This window comes from Sulfurospirillum multivorans DSM 12446 (assembly GCF_000568815.1).
In the GTDB taxonomy this organism is placed as follows: Bacteria; Campylobacterota; Campylobacteria; order Campylobacterales; family Sulfurospirillaceae; genus Sulfurospirillum; species Sulfurospirillum multivorans.
This window is the reverse complement of the sequence record NZ_CP007201.1, coordinates 3,154,794-3,175,729: the sequence shown is the minus strand read 5'-3', so window position 1 is coordinate 3,175,729 and position 20,936 is coordinate 3,154,794. Positions and strand designations below refer to the sequence as shown.

General features: G+C 42.6%; 18 protein-coding genes. 5 read left to right on the top strand and 13 right to left on the bottom strand.

The annotated features are described in order from the left end of the window. The gene (gene ruvC / locus SMUL_RS16430; RefSeq protein WP_025346335.1) at window positions 1–474 is read left to right on the top strand and encodes a crossover junction endodeoxyribonuclease RuvC; all 474 of its coding nucleotides are present in this window, start codon (window positions 1–3) and stop codon (window positions 472–474) included. Here ruvC and thyX read toward each other — a convergent pair. From thyX to fliK, 5 genes are all read right to left on the bottom strand, one after another. Continuing rightward, on the bottom strand, window positions 471–1,085 hold the full coding sequence (thyX, locus tag SMUL_RS16425) for an FAD-dependent thymidylate synthase (RefSeq protein WP_025346334.1): 615 nt from the start codon (window positions 1,083–1,085) through the stop codon (window positions 471–473). The two genes, ruvC and thyX, sit on opposite strands and share 4 nt — an antisense overlap. 57 nt (window positions 1,086–1,142) lie before the next feature. Next, entirely contained in the window at window positions 1,143–3,878 is a 2,736-nt protein-coding gene (gene flgE / locus SMUL_RS16420; protein ID WP_025346333.1) for a flagellar hook protein FlgE, read from the bottom strand. Between the two features lie 91 nt (window positions 3,879–3,969). Continuing rightward, a complete protein-coding gene (locus SMUL_RS16415) occupies window positions 3,970–5,652 on the bottom strand; it encodes a flagellar hook-basal body complex protein (protein WP_025346332.1) in 1,683 nt (560 codons plus the stop codon). A gap of 12 nt (window positions 5,653–5,664) precedes the next feature. Beyond that, window positions 5,665–6,363, bottom strand: coding sequence for a flagellar hook capping FlgD N-terminal domain-containing protein (locus tag SMUL_RS16410; RefSeq protein ID WP_025346331.1), 699 nt, complete (start codon window positions 6,361–6,363; stop codon window positions 5,665–5,667). A gap of 19 nt (window positions 6,364–6,382) precedes the next feature. Continuing rightward, complete coding sequence (gene fliK, locus SMUL_RS16405) at window positions 6,383–7,924, bottom strand: flagellar hook-length control protein FliK (RefSeq protein WP_025346330.1); 1,542 nt, start codon at window positions 7,922–7,924, stop codon at window positions 6,383–6,385. A 218-nt stretch (window positions 7,925–8,142) separates the two neighbouring features. Here fliK and typA point away from each other — a divergent pair, with 218 nt between their 5' ends. The 4 genes from typA to SMUL_RS16385 all read left to right on the top strand — a co-directional run bounded on the left by typA (window position 8,143) and on the right by SMUL_RS16385 (window position 12,008). Beyond that, on the top strand, window positions 8,143–9,942 hold the full coding sequence (gene typA / locus SMUL_RS16400; protein ID WP_025346329.1) for a translational GTPase TypA: 1,800 nt from the start codon (window positions 8,143–8,145) through the stop codon (window positions 9,940–9,942). 79 nt (window positions 9,943–10,021) lie between these two features. Then, on the top strand, window positions 10,022–10,579 hold the full coding sequence (locus SMUL_RS16395) for a LemA family protein (protein ID WP_025346328.1): 558 nt from the start codon (window positions 10,022–10,024) through the stop codon (window positions 10,577–10,579). A 7-nt stretch (window positions 10,580–10,586) separates the two neighbouring features. Next, window positions 10,587–11,555, top strand: a complete 969-nt coding sequence (locus SMUL_RS16390; RefSeq protein ID WP_038533625.1) for a DUF3137 domain-containing protein — start codon at window positions 10,587–10,589, stop codon at window positions 11,553–11,555. Next, window positions 11,556–12,008 (top strand): flagellar basal body-associated FliL family protein, encoded by a 453-nt coding sequence (locus SMUL_RS16385; protein WP_025346326.1) that lies wholly within the window; start codon window positions 11,556–11,558, stop codon window positions 12,006–12,008. Here the strand turns inward: SMUL_RS16385 and SMUL_RS16380 are convergent. The 8 genes from SMUL_RS16380 to SMUL_RS16345 all read right to left on the bottom strand — a co-directional run bounded on the left by SMUL_RS16380 (window position 11,992) and on the right by SMUL_RS16345 (window position 20,728). Further along, entirely contained in the window at window positions 11,992–13,083 is a 1,092-nt protein-coding gene (locus SMUL_RS16380; protein ID WP_025346325.1) for an MFS transporter, read from the bottom strand. The genes SMUL_RS16385 and SMUL_RS16380 overlap by 17 nt on opposite strands. Continuing rightward, window positions 13,080–13,541, bottom strand: coding sequence for an RDD family protein (locus SMUL_RS16375; RefSeq protein ID WP_025346324.1), 462 nt, complete (start codon window positions 13,539–13,541; stop codon window positions 13,080–13,082). The genes SMUL_RS16380 and SMUL_RS16375 overlap by 4 nt, the downstream gene beginning before the upstream one ends. Before the next feature lie 6 nt (window positions 13,542–13,547). Further along, window positions 13,548–14,156, bottom strand: coding sequence for an orotate phosphoribosyltransferase (gene pyrE, locus SMUL_RS16370; RefSeq protein WP_025346323.1), 609 nt, complete (start codon window positions 14,154–14,156; stop codon window positions 13,548–13,550). Between the two features lie 8 nt (window positions 14,157–14,164). Beyond that, the gene (gene frr, locus SMUL_RS16365) at window positions 14,165–14,725 is read right to left on the bottom strand and encodes a ribosome recycling factor (RefSeq protein WP_025346322.1); all 561 of its coding nucleotides are present in this window, start codon (window positions 14,723–14,725) and stop codon (window positions 14,165–14,167) included. Then, window positions 14,712–15,668, bottom strand: a complete 957-nt coding sequence (locus tag SMUL_RS16360; protein ID WP_025346321.1) for a polysaccharide deacetylase family protein — start codon at window positions 15,666–15,668, stop codon at window positions 14,712–14,714. The genes frr and SMUL_RS16360 overlap by 14 nt, the downstream gene beginning before the upstream one ends. Before the next feature lie 5 nt (window positions 15,669–15,673). Beyond that, window positions 15,674–16,009 (bottom strand): preprotein translocase subunit SecG, encoded by a 336-nt coding sequence (gene secG / locus SMUL_RS16355; RefSeq protein ID WP_025346320.1) that lies wholly within the window; start codon window positions 16,007–16,009, stop codon window positions 15,674–15,676. 88 nt (window positions 16,010–16,097) lie between these two features. After that, complete coding sequence (locus SMUL_RS16350; protein ID WP_025346319.1) at window positions 16,098–18,494, bottom strand: HD domain-containing phosphohydrolase; 2,397 nt, start codon at window positions 18,492–18,494, stop codon at window positions 16,098–16,100. Window positions 18,495–18,496: 2 nt separating this feature from the next. Beyond that, window positions 18,497–20,728, bottom strand: coding sequence for a CHASE2 domain-containing protein (locus tag SMUL_RS16345; protein ID WP_025346318.1), 2,232 nt, complete (start codon window positions 20,726–20,728; stop codon window positions 18,497–18,499). Window positions 20,729–20,936: the final 208 nt, after the last annotated feature.

The following is a 20,936-nucleotide window of genomic DNA, read 5'->3' as shown; positions in this document are numbered from 1 at the left end:
GTGGTTATTTTAGGAATCGATCCAGGCACACGAAATTGCGGTTATGCAATCCTCAAAAAAGAGAGAAATAGTCTTGTATTAATTGAAGCAGGGCTTATCAAAATTAAAGAAAAAATTCTTCAACATCAGATTATGGAGTTGGTTGAAGGACTTGATACGATCTTTAAACAGCATACTATTGATGAAGTCGCAATTGAAGATATTTTTTATGCGTATAACCCTCAAACGGTGATTAAATTGGCACAATTTCGTGGAGCGCTGAGTCTGAAAATTTTACAAACGATTGGTAACTTTAGTGAATACACAGCGCTCCAAGTTAAAAAAGCCGTAACAGGCAATGGAAAAGCTGCTAAAGAGCAGGTTGCGTTTATGGTGAAGAAGATTTTAGGGATTAAGCAAGAGATTAAACCTTTGGACATTACGGATGCAATAGCTATTGCCATAACGCATGCCCAAAGGGTAAAAGTGAGTTAAGAGCGTTCATTGATCGTAAAAAGATACTTATGCTCTTCAGGAAGGGCATCGTAAAGCGCGTGGGCTAGATTTTGAATTTCCCAGAGTGCACTTTTATCACTGCGCAGTGTTAAAAAGTTTTGAAGGCTTCTGGCATTGACTGTCCATGTGAGTTCGGTCTTGTAGCTCTCTGGAAGGCAGTATTTTGCCTTATCGTTGCTAATGCCCTCCACGAGTACCAAACGAAGGTTTTCAAGTGCCTTGATGCTCATGGCATCGACCATCTCCACACCGGTTAAAACTAAGTACTTTGAAGCTCGCTCCACATCTTTACATGTAAAGCTCTCTTCGTTCTTTAACTCTTTAAGGGTGTAGCGTGTGGATTTAACCGAAAGTGACGCCATACGGTGCCTTGCAAGCTCTTGAAGAAGCGCACGCGATACACCTTCGATGTAGAAGTTATAGACCAAATGTTCAAGCGTAGAAGCGTGTTTAAATTTATTGCCAACGCGATCGATAAGCTCTTTATCTTTTTCACCACCTTCATCGCTTTTGTCAAAACTTTGCCAGCACGTACGAATCGCATCGGCACAAATGAGGAGGGGAGTGTAATGGTTGAGTGTGATTTTCATGTGGTTGAGTCCCAAGTTTTTTGGGACTCATTGTATTACATGTAAGCTAAAAAATTGTTATTTGAGTTGAAGAAGCGTATTGAGCATTTCATCGGCGGTGGTAATCGTTTTTGAGTTTGCTTGGTAACCTCTTTGGATAACGATCAACTGTGTAAGTGAGCGTGAAAGATCGACGTTACTCATCTCCAAAGCACTGGATTGGATGGAGCCTTTTGTTCCTGTGCTTGCTTGACCAACGGTTGCTGTACCAGAGTTAGTTGACGCAATATAGCAGTTACCGCCATCACTTTCCAAACCACTCTCATTGGTAAAGGTTGCCATAGCCACTTGTGCAAGTGCAAAACTGTAACCATTGCTAAAGCTACCGATGATAGTACCCGTTTCATCAACACTAATGCCCGATAAATCGCCACCCGCATAACCGTCTTGTGTAATACTTGAAGTACTAGAGTCATTATCAAGACTTTTAAGTCCATCAAATTGTCCCAGTGTTCCCATATTGAGGCTAATCGCTTGGTTGGCGGTTGAGCCGTTATTGGCGGTGTAGTTGAGTGTTCTTGGAGAGTAGGTTGCCAAAGAGCCATCGGAGTTAAAACTAATGGTACCTGTGACAATATTTTCAGGCGAAACGCCTGAGTTAAGCTCACCTGGTTCGGGGACAGAGATCGTCATTGACCATTCAGTACCACCTGAACTGGTCGTTCCTGTTTTAACATAATTGATTGTCAAAGTGTGTTTTGAACCCAAAGAGTCATAAATATCGGTTGTAGATGACAACGATGCCATATAAAGATCACCCGATGTTCGCGTGGTTGATCCAGAAGAGAGTGTTCCTTGAAGAGCACTAAAGATGGCGGTTAGATCGCTATTGGCAGAAACGCTATTGGTGGCATTGGTCAAGTTTGTAACGGTTAAATAAAGCCCAAAATCACCACCCGGTGTCACGGTACTTGAAGTAGAGGCAAATGCTGCAGATGAGCCTATAGGGATGGTAAGATCACTGCTCAATGTTGTGGCAGAGAGTGTGTGGGTGCCTGCTGCATAGGTTACGCCATTAATGGTAACAGCACTACTAAAGGTGTAGTCGCCTGCAGGCAGTATTGAACCACTGGAAAGGGTAATATCTTTATTGGTTAAGGCATAATTTAAAGAGGTCTCTGTAAACGTCGCTTGCGCCGTATTGGTTCCAGCAAGAAGTGCTATGGTGGTTACAGCTGGAATAAAATCAGCCGTTGTGCCTTGTGGAATTGTTACAGCACTGTCTAAAGTGATAGCTGTTGCAAATGTATGTGTTGCGCCAGCGGCGTAAGTTGTACCATTGATAGTAACATCGGTTGTAAAGATGTAATCTCCTGCAGGTAAGACAGAATCTTCTGGTAAGGTGAGTGAAGAACTTTCTAGAAGTTCATTAAATTTAACTTCTGTCACAATTTCAGTTTCAATATAATCACCATCATCCGTATTAAACGCATCTCCCGTTGGATTGGAGATGACAAATTGTCCTGAAGTATTGACGGATACAGAGGCACCATCATTAAGATCCGCAGTGCCATCTCCTGTGTAATCGACATAGAGTCTAGCATCGGTTTGCATGGCGTCTCTTAAATCTTCCGTGGTGGTAAAGGTTCTTGCAATACTATCATCATAACTAGGATTGGATGATGAAGCGGAGCTAGTATAAGTATATTGGTAAGCGGTATTAACTTCAGTGTCAGTGATTCCTACGGCACTGTTGGTACTTCCTTGAACTAATTTAATATTTTTGGTTGCGTCTGTTGTTCCGGTTGAGTTATCATTACTTAAGGTAATTTTATTGCCACTGCTTACAGTTGCTTCAACCCCCGTAGAAGCTTTTTGTGCATTAATCAAGCTTGCAATGTAAGCAGCAACATCATCATCATCTGAAGAAGAGATAGAACCACTAATCGTTGTACCATTGATCGTCATATTAATGGTGGTGGTACCGGACGTATCTGCGGTAATGTTAAAACTGGTTTTAGCCGTGGCGTAACTGACCCACATACCTTGACCTTCGGTCACGCCAAGTGCTTCACCATCAGAATCAAAAAGAACGCTAAAGTCTACACCACGCTCAATCAGATCCGAATCAGTGTCGAAAATATTATCGCCCGTATCGTCTTCATTGTGTATTTCTGTTGTTTGTCTAACACCATCCCCATTGGTATCAACCCAACCACTGTTGGAGTCAAGTGAATAGATCGATGTTTTATTGGTTCCCACACTCGTTCCCGAATCAAGGGTTGCTTTAACGGTTACTTTAGTGGTAGCACTTGCGGGTGTGGTCAGTCCTGGAGCAATGGTAATATTCGTAATAGGTGACGTTGTATCTATAAGCCCTGTATCTTCATCTTTAAGCCAACCTTGAACGATATAGCCATTGCCATCTACAAAGTTACCATCGGCATCAAATTCAAAATCGCCATTACGGGTATATTTGTACGTGGTTCCAGCATCAGGAGAAACAACGAAAAAGCCAGAGCCGCTAATGGCTAGATCGGTTGTTTTATCGGTGGTTTCGATAGACCCTTGCGAAAAAATCTTTGTGACCGTGGCAATAGTGGTTCCAAGACCAATTTGAGTTGCGTTCTGCCCGCCCAGTGTACCGGTTGGTGATGTAGCAATGGAGGTTGTTTGGCTTAAAAGCGTTGCAAAATTTGCACGAGAATATTTATAACCTGTTGTATTAACGTTTGCAATGTTGTTAGCTTCAGTATCCATTGCAACTTGATGTGCTTGTAATCCGGTAACGCCGGCCCAGAGTCCTCTCATCATAGCGTATCCTTTAGTCTTATCTTCTTAGGGGTATTTGTACTTTTTAAAAGCAATTTTTATTCCATTTTATTTTTTGTTACTTTAACGATACTTACTGCTTCATGTTGATTGCATTTTGAAGCATCTCATCGCTGGTCGTAATGCCTTTAGCACTCGCACCAAACGATTTTTGAATAATAATAAGCTCGGTGAGGGCAGTTGCAAGATCCGTATTACTGGTTTCAAGCGTTTGATTGGCAATGGAGGATCCTAAAACTGTATTTCCATCAGCATCCGTATAAAAAATAGGATCACCACTGTTAGCAGACTCTGCAAAAAGAGTTGAGGAAACTTGGGTTAAGCCTTGGTCATTTTGAAAGTGATAGACCGCAATTTTAGCAACAGCTGAACTTTTTCCATTGCTAAAGGTTGCAACGACATTACCATTTTCATCGACATCATAGGCGGTTAAGTACCCTTCTACGGAACCATTGTAATCTGCGATATTGGATTTTTCAATGCTGGTGCTTGAGATCATACCATCGAAACTACCAACGGTTCCCAGATCTAGCGTTAAAGCAGTGCCACCATTGTTGAGCGTTGGAACTGTGTTACTTGCAAGTGAACCATCACTGTTAAAGGTGAGTGCACCCGTTTGCGAATCCACAATTTCATACACTTTTTTAGTCGATTCGTTGACATAATATAAAGAGGTATCGTACGTTTTTGTACTGTCATACTCTTCGTAATAGCTGTAAATATTGGCAACAGCATTCCATGTGGTTCCCTCTTCGCCTTGTGGAACCACTTTGGTAAAGGTCATATCTAAAATATCTTTGTCTCCATCAGGCCCAATAACGGTCATCGTAAAGTGCTCTTCATTGGCAACTTCTTGGGATGTTTGAAGTACAGCCGACGTAACGGTTAGATCCGATGAGGTATTTAGCCCACTTACATCGTAATCGGAAAGAGACCATGCTAAGTTTTCATCGAGTTTGGCATTGATCGTTTGTGTTAAGCCATCTGCATCGGTTAAGGTGATAATAACAACATCGCCCTCTTGAGGGTCAAGCGCTGCTGTTGTATTTGAAACCGTACCACTGAGGTTAATGGTTCCTGTTGTGCTAGGCGTTACGGTTGAGGGATAATCCGCCGCATCCAAATCAACGTTAACGCTATCCACCGTTACGGTTGGATCAAGATTGGCGCCATAAGAGGCTTCTGTGGTTGCAACGGGAGCATAGTAGAGTATTAAAGGAAGCGCCACTTTAGTTTGGTCTCCTACATTTCCAAGTGCTATATCATCCATTTCCGTAATGGCGTAGGCCTGTAGTGTTGTATCTGTGGAACCAAATCCTTTAAGGGTCTCTGCATCTAAGGTTGTTTCTGTCATATTATCGCCACGCGTGACCATAAGATAGTTTCCATCACCATCCACAAGATTACCATTGCCATCCAGTGAAAAACTACCCGCACGGGTGTAATACGTTGTTCCATCTGCACCCAAAACACCAAACCATCCCTCACCTTCAAGTGCTAAGTCAAACGTGTTATCGGTTCCTTGAAGTGAGCCTTGGGTCATATTAAGTGCCGTGGTTTGACTGGATGCGCCCATACCAATATCATTGGTGGAGGCGGTGGAACTTGAGAGAATGCTCGAAAAAAGTGATGTGATCTCAGCTGTGCTGCTTTTAAAGCCATTGGTATTCACATTTGCAATATTATTGCCAACAACATCGATATAGAATTGGCTACTGACTACACCAGAGATGCTATTGTAAAAAGAGGTATTCATGGTCTATCCTTTTTACGATTCACTTTTTGCATAAATTTCAACGACTTCATCAATATTGTAGTAGTTTGAACCAAGTTTTAGCTTGATCACGCCATCGTCGTAGTAAACAGATTCGATTGGATAAACACCTAACACTGTTGTATCCGAAGCGCCTTCAGGGTCAATATACGTTGCACCCACACTGTAATAGCCTTCATCCACTTGATTACCCTCATCATCGAGTCCATCCCAGGTGATGGTGACAATGCCACTTTCTCCTTTGGCTTCATCGCCTAAGTCGATCGTTCTTACCACATTACCATCAGAGTCGGCAATGGTGAGTGTTCCATCTGAAATTTCATTGGGGAAGTAGACCTCAAAGGAGATATCATCGCTTCCTGTGTAGGTGATATAGTTAGATCCCAAACTTGCCATTTTACCAATGGACGAAACCGCATTAAAGGTGGTTGAGGATTGCAATTGTTCGGAGAGCTCATCCAAAGAATCGGCTGTATTTTGAGCGGCTTCAATCGATGCTAGCTGTGAAGTTTGCGTTAAAATGGTCTCTGTATCCATAGGATCAGTTGGATCTTGGTACTGTAATTCGGTGACAAGTAAGGTTAAAAAGTCATCGTTACTCAGCGATGAGGATGACGTTGACGTTGTCGTACTTGCGGTTGTTGTGCTTGAGCTTGAGCCTGAAATAAGATTTTCATATCCGGTTGTTGCCATAATAGATCCTTTTTATATGTTAGACGTATTGAGGAATGACAATCTCTAAAAGGGTTGTCTCTTCTTCACTTGATTCTGTGGTAAATTCATCTGAACTTCCACTACTGTTTTTTTGATTTTGCTGTGCTTGTTCTTTGTTGTTTTGATCGCTAAAGTTCATCTCTAAATTGGTAAAGCCCATATTGATCAGGGCACTTTTAACATCATTTTGGTTTTGCGTAAAGAGTGACATCGTGCTGGTGTTGGACGAAATCGTTACATGTAAATTGTTGCCTCTGGTTAAAAGCGTGACATCAACATCGCCTAAACTTTGAGGACTTAAGGAGAGTTCAACCTTCATAATAGGCGGTTTGTACGCATCAATCTTCTCTTGAAGATCACTTGCAAATTGATTGAGGCTCTCTTTAACCGTAGCTGTTTTGGATGTTATCTCTTGTCTGAGCGTTGTTTTAAGATCATTTTTAATCTCCAATGTGGATTGTGAATCCTCTGATGAGGTTGATGTGGTTTCACTCTCTTCACTGCTTACGATTTTTTGGCTGAGTGCAATCTCCTCTTCCGCCGCTTCATCAGAAGTTTTATCGGTTTTAAGGGTGGTTAACACACTATCAATACTCTCGTCTTCCGTTTGCACACGTTCAACAGGTACTTCATTGACACGTGTTGTGGATGTTTCCACGGAGGTATCATCGCTACTGAGGCTTGCATTTTCTGCCGTGAGTGTTTTTTTAGTTTCGTTAGCATTGGTTACTTTTTGAAGAAGCGTATCTAAAGGTTTGGTAGACGTTTCGGTTGTCTCTTCTTGAATTGCTTGCACGGTTTGTTGTTTTTCGTTTACTTCGAGTGATTCTACCTCACCATCGGTTTGGGTGCTTAAATTCTCTTTGGAGATAAGCTCGCTTAACATCGAAGATTTAGAGGATGTTTGTGTTTGAGTGGATTGTTTATCGAGCAAACTCATAACACTCGAAGCCGTTGTAGAGAGGCTTACATCACTTTGAGTCGTGCTTTGTGCGGTCGTAAGGGCTGTTTGCAAATCATCAAAAAAGTTATTTTCAGCCAGTGTTGGAAACTTGGCTTGAAGGCTTTGAGCACTTTCGGTTGAGATGGTAAGTTTTTCCAATCCAAGGTTGTATTTTTGCGATAATGCCAATAGATCGCTTACGTTTTTAACACTGGCAAATTCTTGGCGCGTTGTTTCACTCGCCACTAATTTTTCTAAACTTGAAGAGGCATTAAGTGTTGGGAAAACCGTTGCTGTTGGATCGTCTTGGAGTGTGCTTACCACACTTAAAAGGTCTTCCAATAAATGTTCATCAATGCTTTTTGCTTCGCCTTCACTGCTGAGAAGTTCAAGCGTATCATTTTCTTGTGTTGTCACAGGAAGTGCTGTTTCGCTCAGTGGTGTTTGCTCTTCTTCACTTGCGTATTGTCCAAGAATCATTGAGAAAAAACTCTCAGAAAACGAGCCATCACCGCTCTCGCTTTTCATCGCTTCTGTCGATACTGAAGCTACGGGTAGCGCGCTTGAAGCCTGCACAAAAGAGAGAAGATTTTGCATCATCATTGCCTTACAATTTATTTTAGAGATAATTTCACACTTTTAACAAGCAATACTCATTCCAGTTTTTAAAAGTGAACACTAAAAATGCTTTACATGTAATGGAATTTTGAATTTAGTCAAGAACGTGGTATAATGAAGCATATTTACTTCATCAAACTACACCAATCACGTACGTTTTATAAGATGTAAAAGTCAAAGTTTACGAGGAGAATTTTTTGCAAGAGTTTAGAAATATTGCCGTGATAGCGCACGTTGACCACGGAAAAACGACCTTAGTCGATGAGCTGTTGAAACAATCAGGTACCTACACAGCGCACCAAAAAGTAGAAGAAAGAGCAATGGACAGCAACGATCTTGAAAAAGAGCGCGGAATTACCATTCTTTCTAAAAATACAGCTATTCGTTATAAAGAGACTAAAATTAACATTATCGACACTCCAGGCCACGCCGACTTTGGTGGTGAGGTTGAGCGTGTTTTAAAAATGGTTGATGGTGTTTTATTGCTGGTTGATGCACAAGAAGGCGTTATGCCTCAAACCAAATTCGTGGTTAAAAAAGCGCTTAGCCTTGGTCTTTGCCCGATTGTTGTTGTTAACAAGATCGACAAGCCAGCGGCAGATGCAGAGCGTGTTGTTGATGAAGTGTTTGACCTTTTAGTCGCCCTTGGAGCGAATGAAGATCAACTCGAATTTCCTATCATTTATGCAGCAGCGCGTGATGGTTATGCCAAATACAATATGAGCGACGAGAGCAAAAATCTTGAGCCTCTTTTTGAAACCATCCTCAAACATGTTCCTGCCCCTTCAGGAAAACCTGAAAATCCACTTCAACTTCAAGTCTTTACCCTTGATTACGACAACTACGTTGGAAAAATCGGTATTGCCCGTATTTTTAACGGAACGATTAAGAAAAATGAGACGGTGCTACTGGCTAAAGCCGATGGCGAACAAGTACGTGGACGTGTTTCAAAACTGATCGGTTTTCACGGTTTGGAAAGAATTGATATTAACGAAGCAGAAAGCGGCGACATTGTAGCGGTTGCTGGTTTTGAAACCCTTGATGTTGGGGACAGTTTGGTTGATCCAAACAATCCGATGCCTCTTGATCCCTTACACATCGAAGAGCCAACACTTTCCGTTGTTTTTGGCGTTAATGACTCTCCGTTTGCGGGACTTGATGGCAAATACGTCACATCAAACAAAATCAATGAACGTTTAGAATCTGAGATGAAAACAAACATCGCAATGCGATATGAAAACGCAGGCGAAGGTAAATTTAAAGTCAGTGGACGTGGAGAGCTTCAAATCACGATCTTGGCTGAAAATATGCGTCGTGAAGGTTTTGAGTTTTCACTTGCGCGTCCTGAAGTTATTATCAAAGAAGAAAATGGCGTCAAATTGGAGCCATATGAGCACCTTGTTGTCGATGTTCCTGATGAATTTACGGGAACGGTTATTGAAAAATTAGGTCGTAAAAAAGCGGAAATGAAAGCGATGAACCCAACAGGTGATGGTCAAACACGTATTGAGTTTGAGATTCCTGCTCGTGGTTTGATTGGTTTTCGTGGACAATTTTTGACCGATACCAAAGGTGAGGGTGTTATGAACCACTCATTTTTAGATTTTAGACCTCTAAGTGGAGAAGTTGAACACCGTAAAAATGGTGCACTTATCTCTATGGAAAGTGGTACAGCAATGGGTTACTCACTCTTTAGTTTACAAGAGAGAGGAATGCTTTTCATTGATGTACAAATTAAAGTTTATGCGGGTATGATTATTGGTGAGCATTCACGACCGAATGATTTGGATGTTAACCCAATCAAAGGTAAGCCACAAAGTAACGTAAGAAGTAGTGGTGCTGATGAAGCGATTAAACTCGTTCCACCACGCAAAATGAACCTAGAATTAGCACTTGAGTGGATTGAAAACGATGAATTGGTGGAAGTAACTCCTATCAACATTCGTATTCGTAAAAAATACCTTGATCCAAACCAACGTAAACGTATGAGTCGCTAAGAAGTTTTTACATGTAAAGATTTTGTCGCCATAATGGCGGCAAAATCGTATCATTTCTGAACAATACAGGAGGTTTACGATGGAAACGTTTTTGGTTGTTGCAGGTCTCATTTTTCTTCTTGTCGTGTTTATGTACAACACGCTTATCTCCAAAAAAAACCAAGTCGATACTATTTACGCAGGGCTTGACGCCGTTCTTAAAAAACGACATGACCTTCTTCCCAACCTTGTCGCAAGTGTTCAAGAGTATATGGTGCATGAGAGCATCACGCTTGAGAAAATCACCGAACTTCGCACAAAAGCCATGACACACTCCCTTGATAGCCGCGAAACCATTGCTTTAGAAAAACAGCTCTCTTCCATGCTTGGCAATCTTATGGTTGCGGTAGAAAACTACCCCACGCTCAAAGCCAATGAAAATTTCTTACACCTTCAAGCAACTCTGAGTGAAGTTGAAGAGCAAATCTCTGCTGCCAGACGCGCGTACAATCAAAGTGTGAATGATTATAACAATGCGATTGAGATGTTCCCGACCAATTTTATGGCAGGGTTTATGCACTTGGAGCGCAAAGAGGTTTTTAGCATTCCTGAACGTGAACGCTCCTCCGTTGATGTGAAAAACCTTTTTCAAAAATAGGTAAGCTTTGAAACCACGTCTTGCCTCTTTGCTGGATTATTACTACGAGTCAATGTCCCCAACGCTTCAAGCATTGGAAGAAAAGCGCTTAGCCATACTCTCTTCGCTTAAAAAAGCCGCGTTGATGCTTGCATGTTTGGGCACAGTGCTCTTTTTTGTTTTAAGTCGCACGAATGTTTTCACTCCCCTGCATGCTTTTTTGCTCAGCGCCATGAGTGGTTTCCTCATCTTTATGTTTATCTATCGCCATGAACGCGCAGGGTATGACTCGTTGTTTAAAGATCTGGTGATCGAGAAGATGATCCATTTTTTAGACCCTTCGCTGATCTACGCGAAAATGGATTCCATTGATGCGCATGAATATGAGCGTAGTGAGCTTTTTAACGAAGCCTATGATCGTTTTTCGGGTAAAGATTTGGTGCGTGGCGAGATCGAAGGGGTGAAGGTTCGTTTTTGCGATTTACATGTAGAGAAAAAAGTGCGTACCAAAAACGGTAAAGAGGAGTGGAGTGACATCTTCTCAGGGCTTTTTTTTGTGGCAGATTTTAACAAAACCTTTCATGCCAAAGTGGTCGTGCTTCCCGATGTGGCTGAGCGAAGTTTGGGAATTTTAGGCACATGGTTGCAAGGCGTGAATCCAAGCAGAGGCGAGCTTATCAAGCTTGATCATGTGGCATTTGAAAAGCTTTTTGTGGTGTATGGCGATGATCAGATCGAGAGCCGCTATATTTTATCGCATGCTTTGATGGAGCGCATTGTCGCATTTCATCAAAAAATCGACAAACCTCTGTACCTCTCGTTTGTGGATTCGAAGCTATTTTTAGCCCTGCACTACACCAAACCGCTCTTTGAGCCGATATTAACACGATCATTGTTAGAATTTAAATCGATCAAAGACTATTTTGAACTTTTAATGATGATTACGAACATTGTCACTGAATTTAAACTCAATGAAAAATTATGGAGTAAACGTTAAATGTTTAATGAAAGACTACTCAAACTCTCTTTAGGTTTTATTTTTTTGTTGATTCTTCTTGGATTTGTTACAATTAATTATATGCTTAAAGACGATAGCAATCAATCTTCATACGAAAAAACTCCCTCAACGCAGGCTAACAATCTCAGTAAGAATACAAAAGAGCTGAGCCTTGATACGATTTTTATTAACATTAAAGCGCAAAAGTATAAGATTTTAAAAGCCGATATTGCGTTGGTTTTGAAAAACAATGCGACCAAAAAAGAGCTTCAAGCCAATATGGACAATGTGCGCAATGCTGTTTTACAGTATCTTAGCACCATGGATGCCAATGGTCTTGAAACGCTGAATGGTAAAGATCGCCTTAAAGAAGAGTTGATCGAGATGTTAGAAGAGACATTTGGGTATGAGATCGAGACGATTTACATTAAAAACTTTATTCTCTCTCCTTGAAAAGCATCAAGCTTCCAAAAGCGAGCAGTGCCACAAAACTGGCATACAAATAAAGATACTCCCCATAAAAATAGCCCGCCAGCAACGCTCCCACAAAACCTCCCAGTCCAAATGAAAAGCCATAGTAAAATTGTCCCGCAAGTTTTTTATGCGCGTAAAGTGAGTACAAAAGGCTGAGCGCTGCGGTGTGATGCAGGGCAAAGCTAAAGGCATGCAAGGATTGTGAAGCATACGAAATCCACAGTGATGAGGGAAATAAAAAGAGCAAAAACCAACGAAGGGCTGTTGCTAAAACACCCAGTTTGACAAGCGATAGAAGGCTAAAACGCTTAAGTAAAGGGGATTGAAAATAGAACAGCACAATCTCACAAATAACACCAAATGCCCACAAATAGCTTGTCGTTTCAAGGCTGATGCCGTGCGCCGTTTCGTAAATGGTAAAGAAGTTATAAAATCCCCCAAAACTGACTTGCATCAAAAAAAGACTGATCCACAAATACTTTACATGTAAGAAGTTAAAAGGCGCTTCGCTCGTGACAGTTTCGGCTGTAAAGTGAACATTGTTTTGCGTCAGCCAATAGGCAAAAAAAGCGGTCAGACTGATGGCTAAAAGCAGATAATGCAAGCCATTCATATAGTTTTCAAAGTGGCGCGCTAAGATGATGCCAATCAGCATAAAACCGATGGAACCAAACAGGCGTGATCGTCCAAAGCGTTCTTTTTGCAAATGCTCCATCGCATAGGTTTCAATGTACGGCAAAATCATGCCAAGACACGCACCCAGAAGCATATTGGGGAGCATAAAGAGGTAAAAGTGATGAATGGTCGGGTAGAACAGCAAAATGGCAAGCAGAGCCCCACAAAGCGCTGTATAAAAGACCTTTTGGGTAAGCTCAAAATGTTTGAGAAAGAAAAAGGGGACAAAAAAACGCATCAAAGGCGCTAACGCAAAGATGGCTCCGATTTGAGGCGCGCTGTAATCAAGTGTTTGTAAGATTTTAGGCATAAAGATGACATACACACTGGTAACAGAAAAGTAGGCAAAGAAAAAACCAGAGATTTTAAAAAAGATCATTTAGGAATGGGAGCCGTTTGACTCAAAATATCATACAGCGCGAGTTTGTCTTTGCGCAAGAGGGGTACAAAAAGTCCAAGGATACTCATAGCCGTGAGCAGAAGCAGGACATACCGCAGCATGAGTTGCGTTAATGTGGGACGTTGTCCTGTCTTAAGATCGATCAGTAAAAGATCGTACGCTTTGTAGCCAGGGGTTTGAGCGTTTCGTTTGAGAAAGAGGGTCGTGAGAAAACCATAAGGAATCAAAATAAGAAGCCAGCCTTGCAGCATGTGTGCCGCAAAGCCTTCGCGCGAACCGTAAATCAGGTAAAAAACAATGTACAAAATCGGCATCAAAAGCATAAAAGAGTCGACGACAAAAGCTTTGAGGCGTCTTTGAAAGGGTGCGATGGTAAAAAGAGGCAAAGCGCTTTTATGCTCTTTTTTGCCCCCTTTTTTAGTCTCTCTCCACCGCATTAAAGCTTAGTTTCCTCTGCTACCGGGTTTGATCGCTACGCTTCCCTCTTTACACAAAGGGCATTCACTTGGCTCGTAAATGTCAAATTCAAAATCAGCCAATGCGAAAAAGGGTGCGTCGTTTGGAAGTTTACATGTAGACTTGCCCACAAGATCGCTTCCCACACGTTTACAAAAACCACGGTTCGCAAGGGCTGCAAATCCAACGATCACACCACCCATACTTTCAGCAATGTTTGCCGCTTCTAAAGCAGAACCACCGGTTGTGATGATGTCTTCACAGACCAAAATTTTCTCACCTTTTTTGACTTCAAAACCTCTGCGAATCGTCATCTCACCGTTCACACGCTCCGCGAAAATGAAGCGTTTACCAAGGGCACGTGCAAGCTCGTAGCCTGCTAAAACGCCACCCAGCGCTGGGGAGCAGATGGTGTCGATCTCTACGTTGGAAGCGTTGATCATTTTCGCCAATTCAACGGCTAACTGCTCTGCAACTCTAGGATCTTCCAAGACTTTCGCACTTTGAAGGTAATAGCGTGAGTGTTTGCCACTGCTGAGTAAAAAGTGTCCCTCTAACAGGGCATTGGCATCTTTATAAATTTTTTCAACTTGCATATTTGCCCTTAAATTTTTAGGAGTTCAGATTCTTTTTCTCTTACGAGCTCATCGACTTTTGAAACCGTTGCATCGGTGATTTTTTGCACTTCGTCTTGTCCTTTTTTAGAACCGTCTTCCGTGATAATCTTGTCTTTTTCGAGTTTTTTCACTTGGTCATTTGAGTCTTTACGGACATTGCGAATCGCAATTTTGGCTTTATCGCCCATTGCTTTGGCTTGTTTAGCACCCTCTTTACGCTGGTCTGTTGTCATTGGAGGGAAGAAAAGTTTAATGGTTTCGCCATCGTTATTCGGATTGACCCCGATGTTGGCCTGCATGATCGCTTTTTCGATCTCTCTGAGCATCTTTTTCTCCCACGGAGAAATCGTAATCGTCGTTGCATCGGTGGTTAAAACAGTCGCTACTTGGCTAAGACCTGTTGGTGTTCCGTAGTAATCAACATGAATGTTGTCTAAAATGGTCGTAGAGACCTTACCACTGCGAATCGTCATAAAGTCGCGTTTGAGTGCCGCGATACATTTTTCCATATGCTCTTTTTGTTCAGCATAGATTTTACTGAGTTCCATATTTATCCTTTACAAGTAGTTTCGTTGAAATTGTGTTGCCCACGGAGACAATGATCCGTGTGCGCTCTTTGGTGAGTATTTTATTGATCTGAGCTTCAAAAACGCCATCGCTTAAACTGACCTCAAAATAGCCCTGTTCACTGATGTAGATGCCGCCTTTTTGTGCGGTGGTGTGTGCCTTTACATGTAAAGAGGTAAGTTTGCCATCTTCGAGCAATACACTAGGCTTAAACCATGTGGTTTCAAGGGCTTTGTACTTTAAAAATCCCTCTAAATTACTCTTGCCAACCAACGCGGAGCGGTCTAAATCAAGCGGATCGCTAAAGCTCGCAACCGCGCCCATATTTTGGTTCACAATCGCTTCAAACCCATAGCTTTGCGCGATGGCTTTCACACGCGGACTAAACTCACCAAACGGATAGGAGAAGTAGCGCGGTTTTATGCTAAGGCGTTTTTCAAAGAGGTTTAAGCCTTCATCAAAATCTTTTTTAAGCGCTTCGTTGCTCAGTTCGGTCATGTGCGGATGGTTCAGTGAATGAAACTCTAAAGCGCCGTACTTAGAGATTTCACGAAGCTGTTCCCAGCTCATATAATCGCCATACTTTTGCTCCGTAGCTCCCACATAAACGAACATCGAAAAGGGGTAGTTGTACTCTTTAAAAAGGGCTAAACCATGCTCATAAAAACTTTTGTAGTTATCATCAATGGTAAGAACGACCCAGTTATCGGGGATGGGCTCTTTAGCGTGAAGGGCGTTAACCAGTTTTTCAAGGGGTATCACTTCGTAGCCATTTTTTTTGAAGAAGTCAAACTCTTTGCGAAGCTCTTCGAGCGTTGTATTGGTCGTGGGGTATCTGGCATCGTTAAAACGATGGTAGATGAAGATATGGGCATCGGCCCATACCATCACACTGAGACACACCACAAGCCAAAAAGATTTCATGCTGATTATTTAGACGTTGGAGCTTCAGGGGCTGCTGGTGCTGTTGTCGCAGGAGCTGGAACACTTGGTACAACGCTTTTTTCGATTTTAATATCTTCAGCAATCGATACTTTTTTATCTTGGTTGTAAAAATAACCTAATGTGAGCGTATTTGCAATAAACAAGATTCCTACAATAAAGGTGAATTTTGCCATGAAACCTGCTGGTCCTTTTGCACCAAAAAGAGATTCATTGCTTCCACTGTAAGCGCCAAGACCGATAGAGGAGCTTTTTTGAAGCAGTACAGAAACAGTTAAAATAGCGGTTAATACAAATTGTAAAACCAATAAAACGGAGGTCATAAGGGAAGTCCTTTGTTTTTTAAATAATGTAGAACTAAGGATTATACCCAAAACGGGTTAAAAAATCGTTAAAGTGACTTTTGCGTCCTTAAGGCTTCTCAAAATCAAGGACGATCTCATCGATGCTACGCTGTGGTAAAAACGCTTTGGCGTATTCTAAATAGGTGCCTGATGTGTAGAAAAATTTCACAAGATCGACATCAAGTTCACCCTCTTTTGCCATGGCATAGAGAATTTTCATCGCCACGGAGAGGGGCATGCCTGCTTTATAAGGTCGATCACTCGCCGTGAGGGCTTCAAAAATATCGGCAATAGCTAAGATACGCGCTTCAAAGCTGATTTCATCGCCTTTGAGCCCTTGGGGATAACCTCTACCGTTGAGCTTTTCATGGTGGTTGCCTGAAATTTGAGGAATTTGGCGGTATTTTTTAGGAAAAGGGAGACGGTTTAAAATATCGACGCTGAGTTTGGCGTGGGCATTGATAATTTCGCGCTCTTCAAACGTGAGCGTACCATTTTGTGTGCTCAAATGATGCGCTTCATCCTTGCTTAAAATCGTGTAGGTCTCATCGCCAATCTGCCACGTTTGCGTTGAAAGGGTTTGAATCTGCGTTACGGCTTCCTCGCTAAGGGGCGTATCGCCTTTATTGCTTGTTTGGATGAGTTTGGACGCAGCATGCAAGGTTGCAATTTTTTCTTGATACTGTGTTTCAAGCGAGCTCACATTTTCCTGTTGGTTGCCTTCTAAAAGGGCAAATTTATCTTCCAAAAACTTTACATGTAACGCTTTTTCGATCATCTGAATGCGGCTTTCGACAAGCTCAACGCGGTCAAACAAGGTTTGGAGTTTCGTTGCTTTATCCATCACATGTTCAGGCGTTGCAAGTTTGCCTATATCGTGCATGAGGGCGGCAAAATTGATCTGTTTGATCTCATCACTGCTGAAGTGTTTGTGTGCGTAGACGTTCGTGTCGTGGTTAATCGCTTCAGCGAGCATAACACTCAGCTTGACCATACGTTTGACGTGTCCTGCGGTGTAGGGCGATTTCTTGCCGATGGCAAAAATGATGCTTTTCAAAAAAGATTCCAAAAGCGTTTCAAGCCCTTGAATTAGGGAAGTGTTGGTGATGGCAATGGCGGCTTGAGATGCCAGTGAGAGGGTGATTTTTTCATCTTCATCATCAAATGAGATGACGTTATGGTTTTGCACATCCATTTTATTGAGCAGCTGTAACACGCCGATGATCTCTTGTTCGTGGTTTCTCATGGGAATGACCAACATGGATTTGGAGCGATACCCTGTTCCTTGATCAAACGTTTTCGTGCCATCAAAGGAAAATCCAATGGCTTCATACACATCAGCGATGCTAATCAAACGGTTTTCAAGTGCGCAGGTGACGGCAACCATCGCTTTATTGGGTGCGCCATTTTCAAGATGCAACGGCAGTGGTGGCCATGTGATTTTCTCACCCGTTCCTCCCATTTTGATCTCCAGTGAGTCGGTTTGCACCACTTTGAAATGGAGGTGCTCTTTTTCTAGCAGATAGAGCGTTCCTCCATCGGCGTGCGTGAGATTTTTAGCTTCGGTGACGATCATCTCTAAGAGAACATCAAGGCTTTCACTTGCCGAGAGGGCTGTGCCAATTTCGGTGAGTTTTTGAACGCGCTCGTCATTTTTTGGAGTGTTTAAAGGACGATGCAGTGTACCAGAAGAGAGCTCAATCCTCTCGCCATCACGCAAGACCATCTCTTCTTTAATACCAATCTCACCAAGTTCTTGAATAATCAACGCCGCATGAAGTGGTTTGAGATGGTTGATGTAGAGTTTCAAATCAGTGCGGGTAAGCTGTTTTAACGCATGTTCAAGAAACTGGGGCGTGAGGTGTTTGCTCTCGGTCGCAATTTTGACAAAGTGGTTGGGGAACGAAACATCGATGATGAGCGCTTTGATGGAGGGCGTTTCATTGAGCTTTTGCCAAAGCGCTTCGTTGTGGAACGTGTCGCCTGAAAAAAGCACACTACTTCCGTTTTGTTCGATGATGTAACCGCAACACGGCACGGTATGGTTGGCTAAAAATGGGGTGAGCGTGATGCCCTCTTCAATGGTGTAGGGTTGATTGGGCTCTATTTCAACATAGGTGAGTGCAGGCGTGGTGGAATTTGGCAGATGGATTTGACTAAAATCGGGCCAAAGAACGTCATTAAAAAGATGCTTTTGTAAGGCTTCAATGGTGTGAGCAAGTCCGTAGAGATAGAGCGTTTCAGTGCGTTTGGTAAAAAAATGGTCGATCAAAAATGCCGTGTCGATGACGTGATCTAAATGGGCGTGGGAGAAAAAAATACGGTTTACATGTAAAGCCTCTTCGCCTAGTGCGTACATAATATTACCTGCATCTATTAACGTATGGTTATTGACCTGAATGCAGGTGGTAAAGGCGTTTTTGGACCTGCTTCCTTGAGCGCCTAAAATGCGAATAAAACTCATACTTATCCTTTAGTCGTGTGTACAAAGACACCGTTAAATGCAAGAGGTGGGAAGGCGATGTAATGCGCACAACGCTCAGCGTAGATGCCATAAATGGCTTCATTGGTTTTATTCTCTCTTTGATTTAGTGCTTCAAAACAGGTGAGCGCTTCAGCAAAATGCGCCTCTTTGTAAAGGGCAATCGCTTCGTGGTGAAGTCTGAGCTCTTCTTGGAGTGCTTCATAACTGACTTCGTAAAGTGGCTCTGTTTGTGGCGCATCAAAGTCGTGAACCTGCCACACTTCGATCGGCTCATGTTTGCCTTTGACGGTCACCAAATCTAAAAAGCGAAAGAGGTAAGCACCTTTGAGTTTAGCTTTGGTGAAATGCGAAATGGTAAGGTGCGAAATGGTAAGGTGCGAATGGTAGTATTTGCACAGCGACTCAAGGCGCGAGCCCAGATTGATCGCATCACCAATGACGGTATAGTCGCTGCGACTGCTTGTTCCCATCTCGCCTACAATGGCAACACCCGTGTTAATCCCAATGCCAATGTCGATGATAGGCATTTTGTGTGCCTCAGCCATCAACGCGATGGGTGCAAACTCAGGATTTGCCTTGAGCTTGGCATTAAGCGATGTGAGATGATGGAGCTGTTCGAGTGCGGCATGGACGGCTTTATCGGCGTGATCTTCCATGCTAATGGGTGCATTCCAATACGCCATAATCGCATCGCCAATAAATTTATCGACCGTGCCACCACTGCGAATAATAATCTGACTCATCGGGTCCATATAGGCATTCATCAGGTGAAACAGCGACTTTGCATTGCCCGCTGCTTCGGAAATCGCGGTAAACCCTCGTACGTCAGAGAAAAAGATCGTGATCTCTTTTTCCACGCCTTGTAAGATGTCATCCTCGCTTGCAAGAATGTTATTCATAACCGCAGGGCTGACTTTACTGGCAAATTTATGTTTGATCAGCTCTTTTTGCTTGATCTCTAGAAAATAGTTGATCGCTTGTCCGATGATAAAAAGAGTGTTGATCGCACTCAGTGGCAAAAGGGTATTGAATAAAATTCCTTGATACACCATGCTGTAGTAGTGGGTTAGAACGATGATCAGATTGAGTGCGATGAGCGCCAGAAAGCTGAAAAAAGCACTCGGAAGAAGCAAAATGGAAAAGGTGATGAAACAGAACAGGACGATGCTCAAAAGATCAACCCCACGCGTCCAGATTGGTTTGGCAATGTAGTCTTGATGCAAAATGTTATCAATTGCGTTGGCATGCACCTCCACACCCGCATAAACGCTATCAAACGGGGTACTTCGCAGATCCAAAAGTCCTGCTGCCGAGGTGCCTACAAGTGCGATTTTATCTTTTACATGTAAAGCATCAACGGTGTTGTTGTAAATATCAATCGCCGAGATGTATTCGTAGCTGTGTTGACTGCCACGGTAATTCACCATCAAGCGTCCAAAAAAATCGGTGGGAATAAGATGCTCTCCCATCTCAATGTGGCGAAGCCCACTTTCGTCGTAAACAATGCGAATCTTTTTTTCTCCCAGCGCAATACGCGCCATTTCAAGGCTGAGTGAAGGGTAGAGCACTCCATCGTACTCCATCACCAAAGGAATACTACGCACAATCCCGTCGCTATCGGGAATCGTGTTGAAATAACCACTCGAATACGCCTGTTTTTGAACTTCTGGAATATTCAAAATGGCGCGGTAGGGTTTGATAAGCGATGAGTGGGCTGGGCGGTTTTGCTCGATGATAATTGCCGCAGATTTTGGGTGACCTTCTGGCGCGATGGAATCAGGCATAAGCGCAAAAACATAGCCCACCACGGTGGGTGTTTCCGCAATGGTTTGAGCAAAAATAGCATCGTAATCGGGTACATCTTTGTGCGGCAATCCAAGCTTGGCTAAAACCTTTTGGGGTGAGCTGCTATCCGCCTCAGCAAACACAACATCGAGCCCAATAATCGCAACACCAAGGTCGGAAAGGTTTTGCAGCAGTTTTGCCATTTTATCCCTGCTCCACGGCCATTGCCCGAGCGCTTTGAGACTCTTTTCATCAATGTCGATGATCACAATGTTCGCATCGCCTCGTAGTTCTCCACGGCTTTCAAGCATCAAATCTTTGATCTTATGTTCAAACGGTTGCCAAAAATGGTTCAACGAGAGATAGCCTCCAATGCAGCCAGCCATCACGACAAATGTAAAAAGAAGTTGTATGAGGCTTTTTTGCATGGTCTAAAATGTTCCTATAATGTTTGTAAGTGCCTAGAGTGTATCGCACGTCATTTAGCCATCTTTCCGCGCTCGTTTGAGTGTGCTCCCTAATTCTATGAAAAGATTTCTTAAACTACTATTGGCACTTCTTCTTCGCTTTACATGTAAAGATCAAACAGTCATTTTTTAGCCATAGGAGGGTATACTTTTCCAAAAAAGAGTGGAT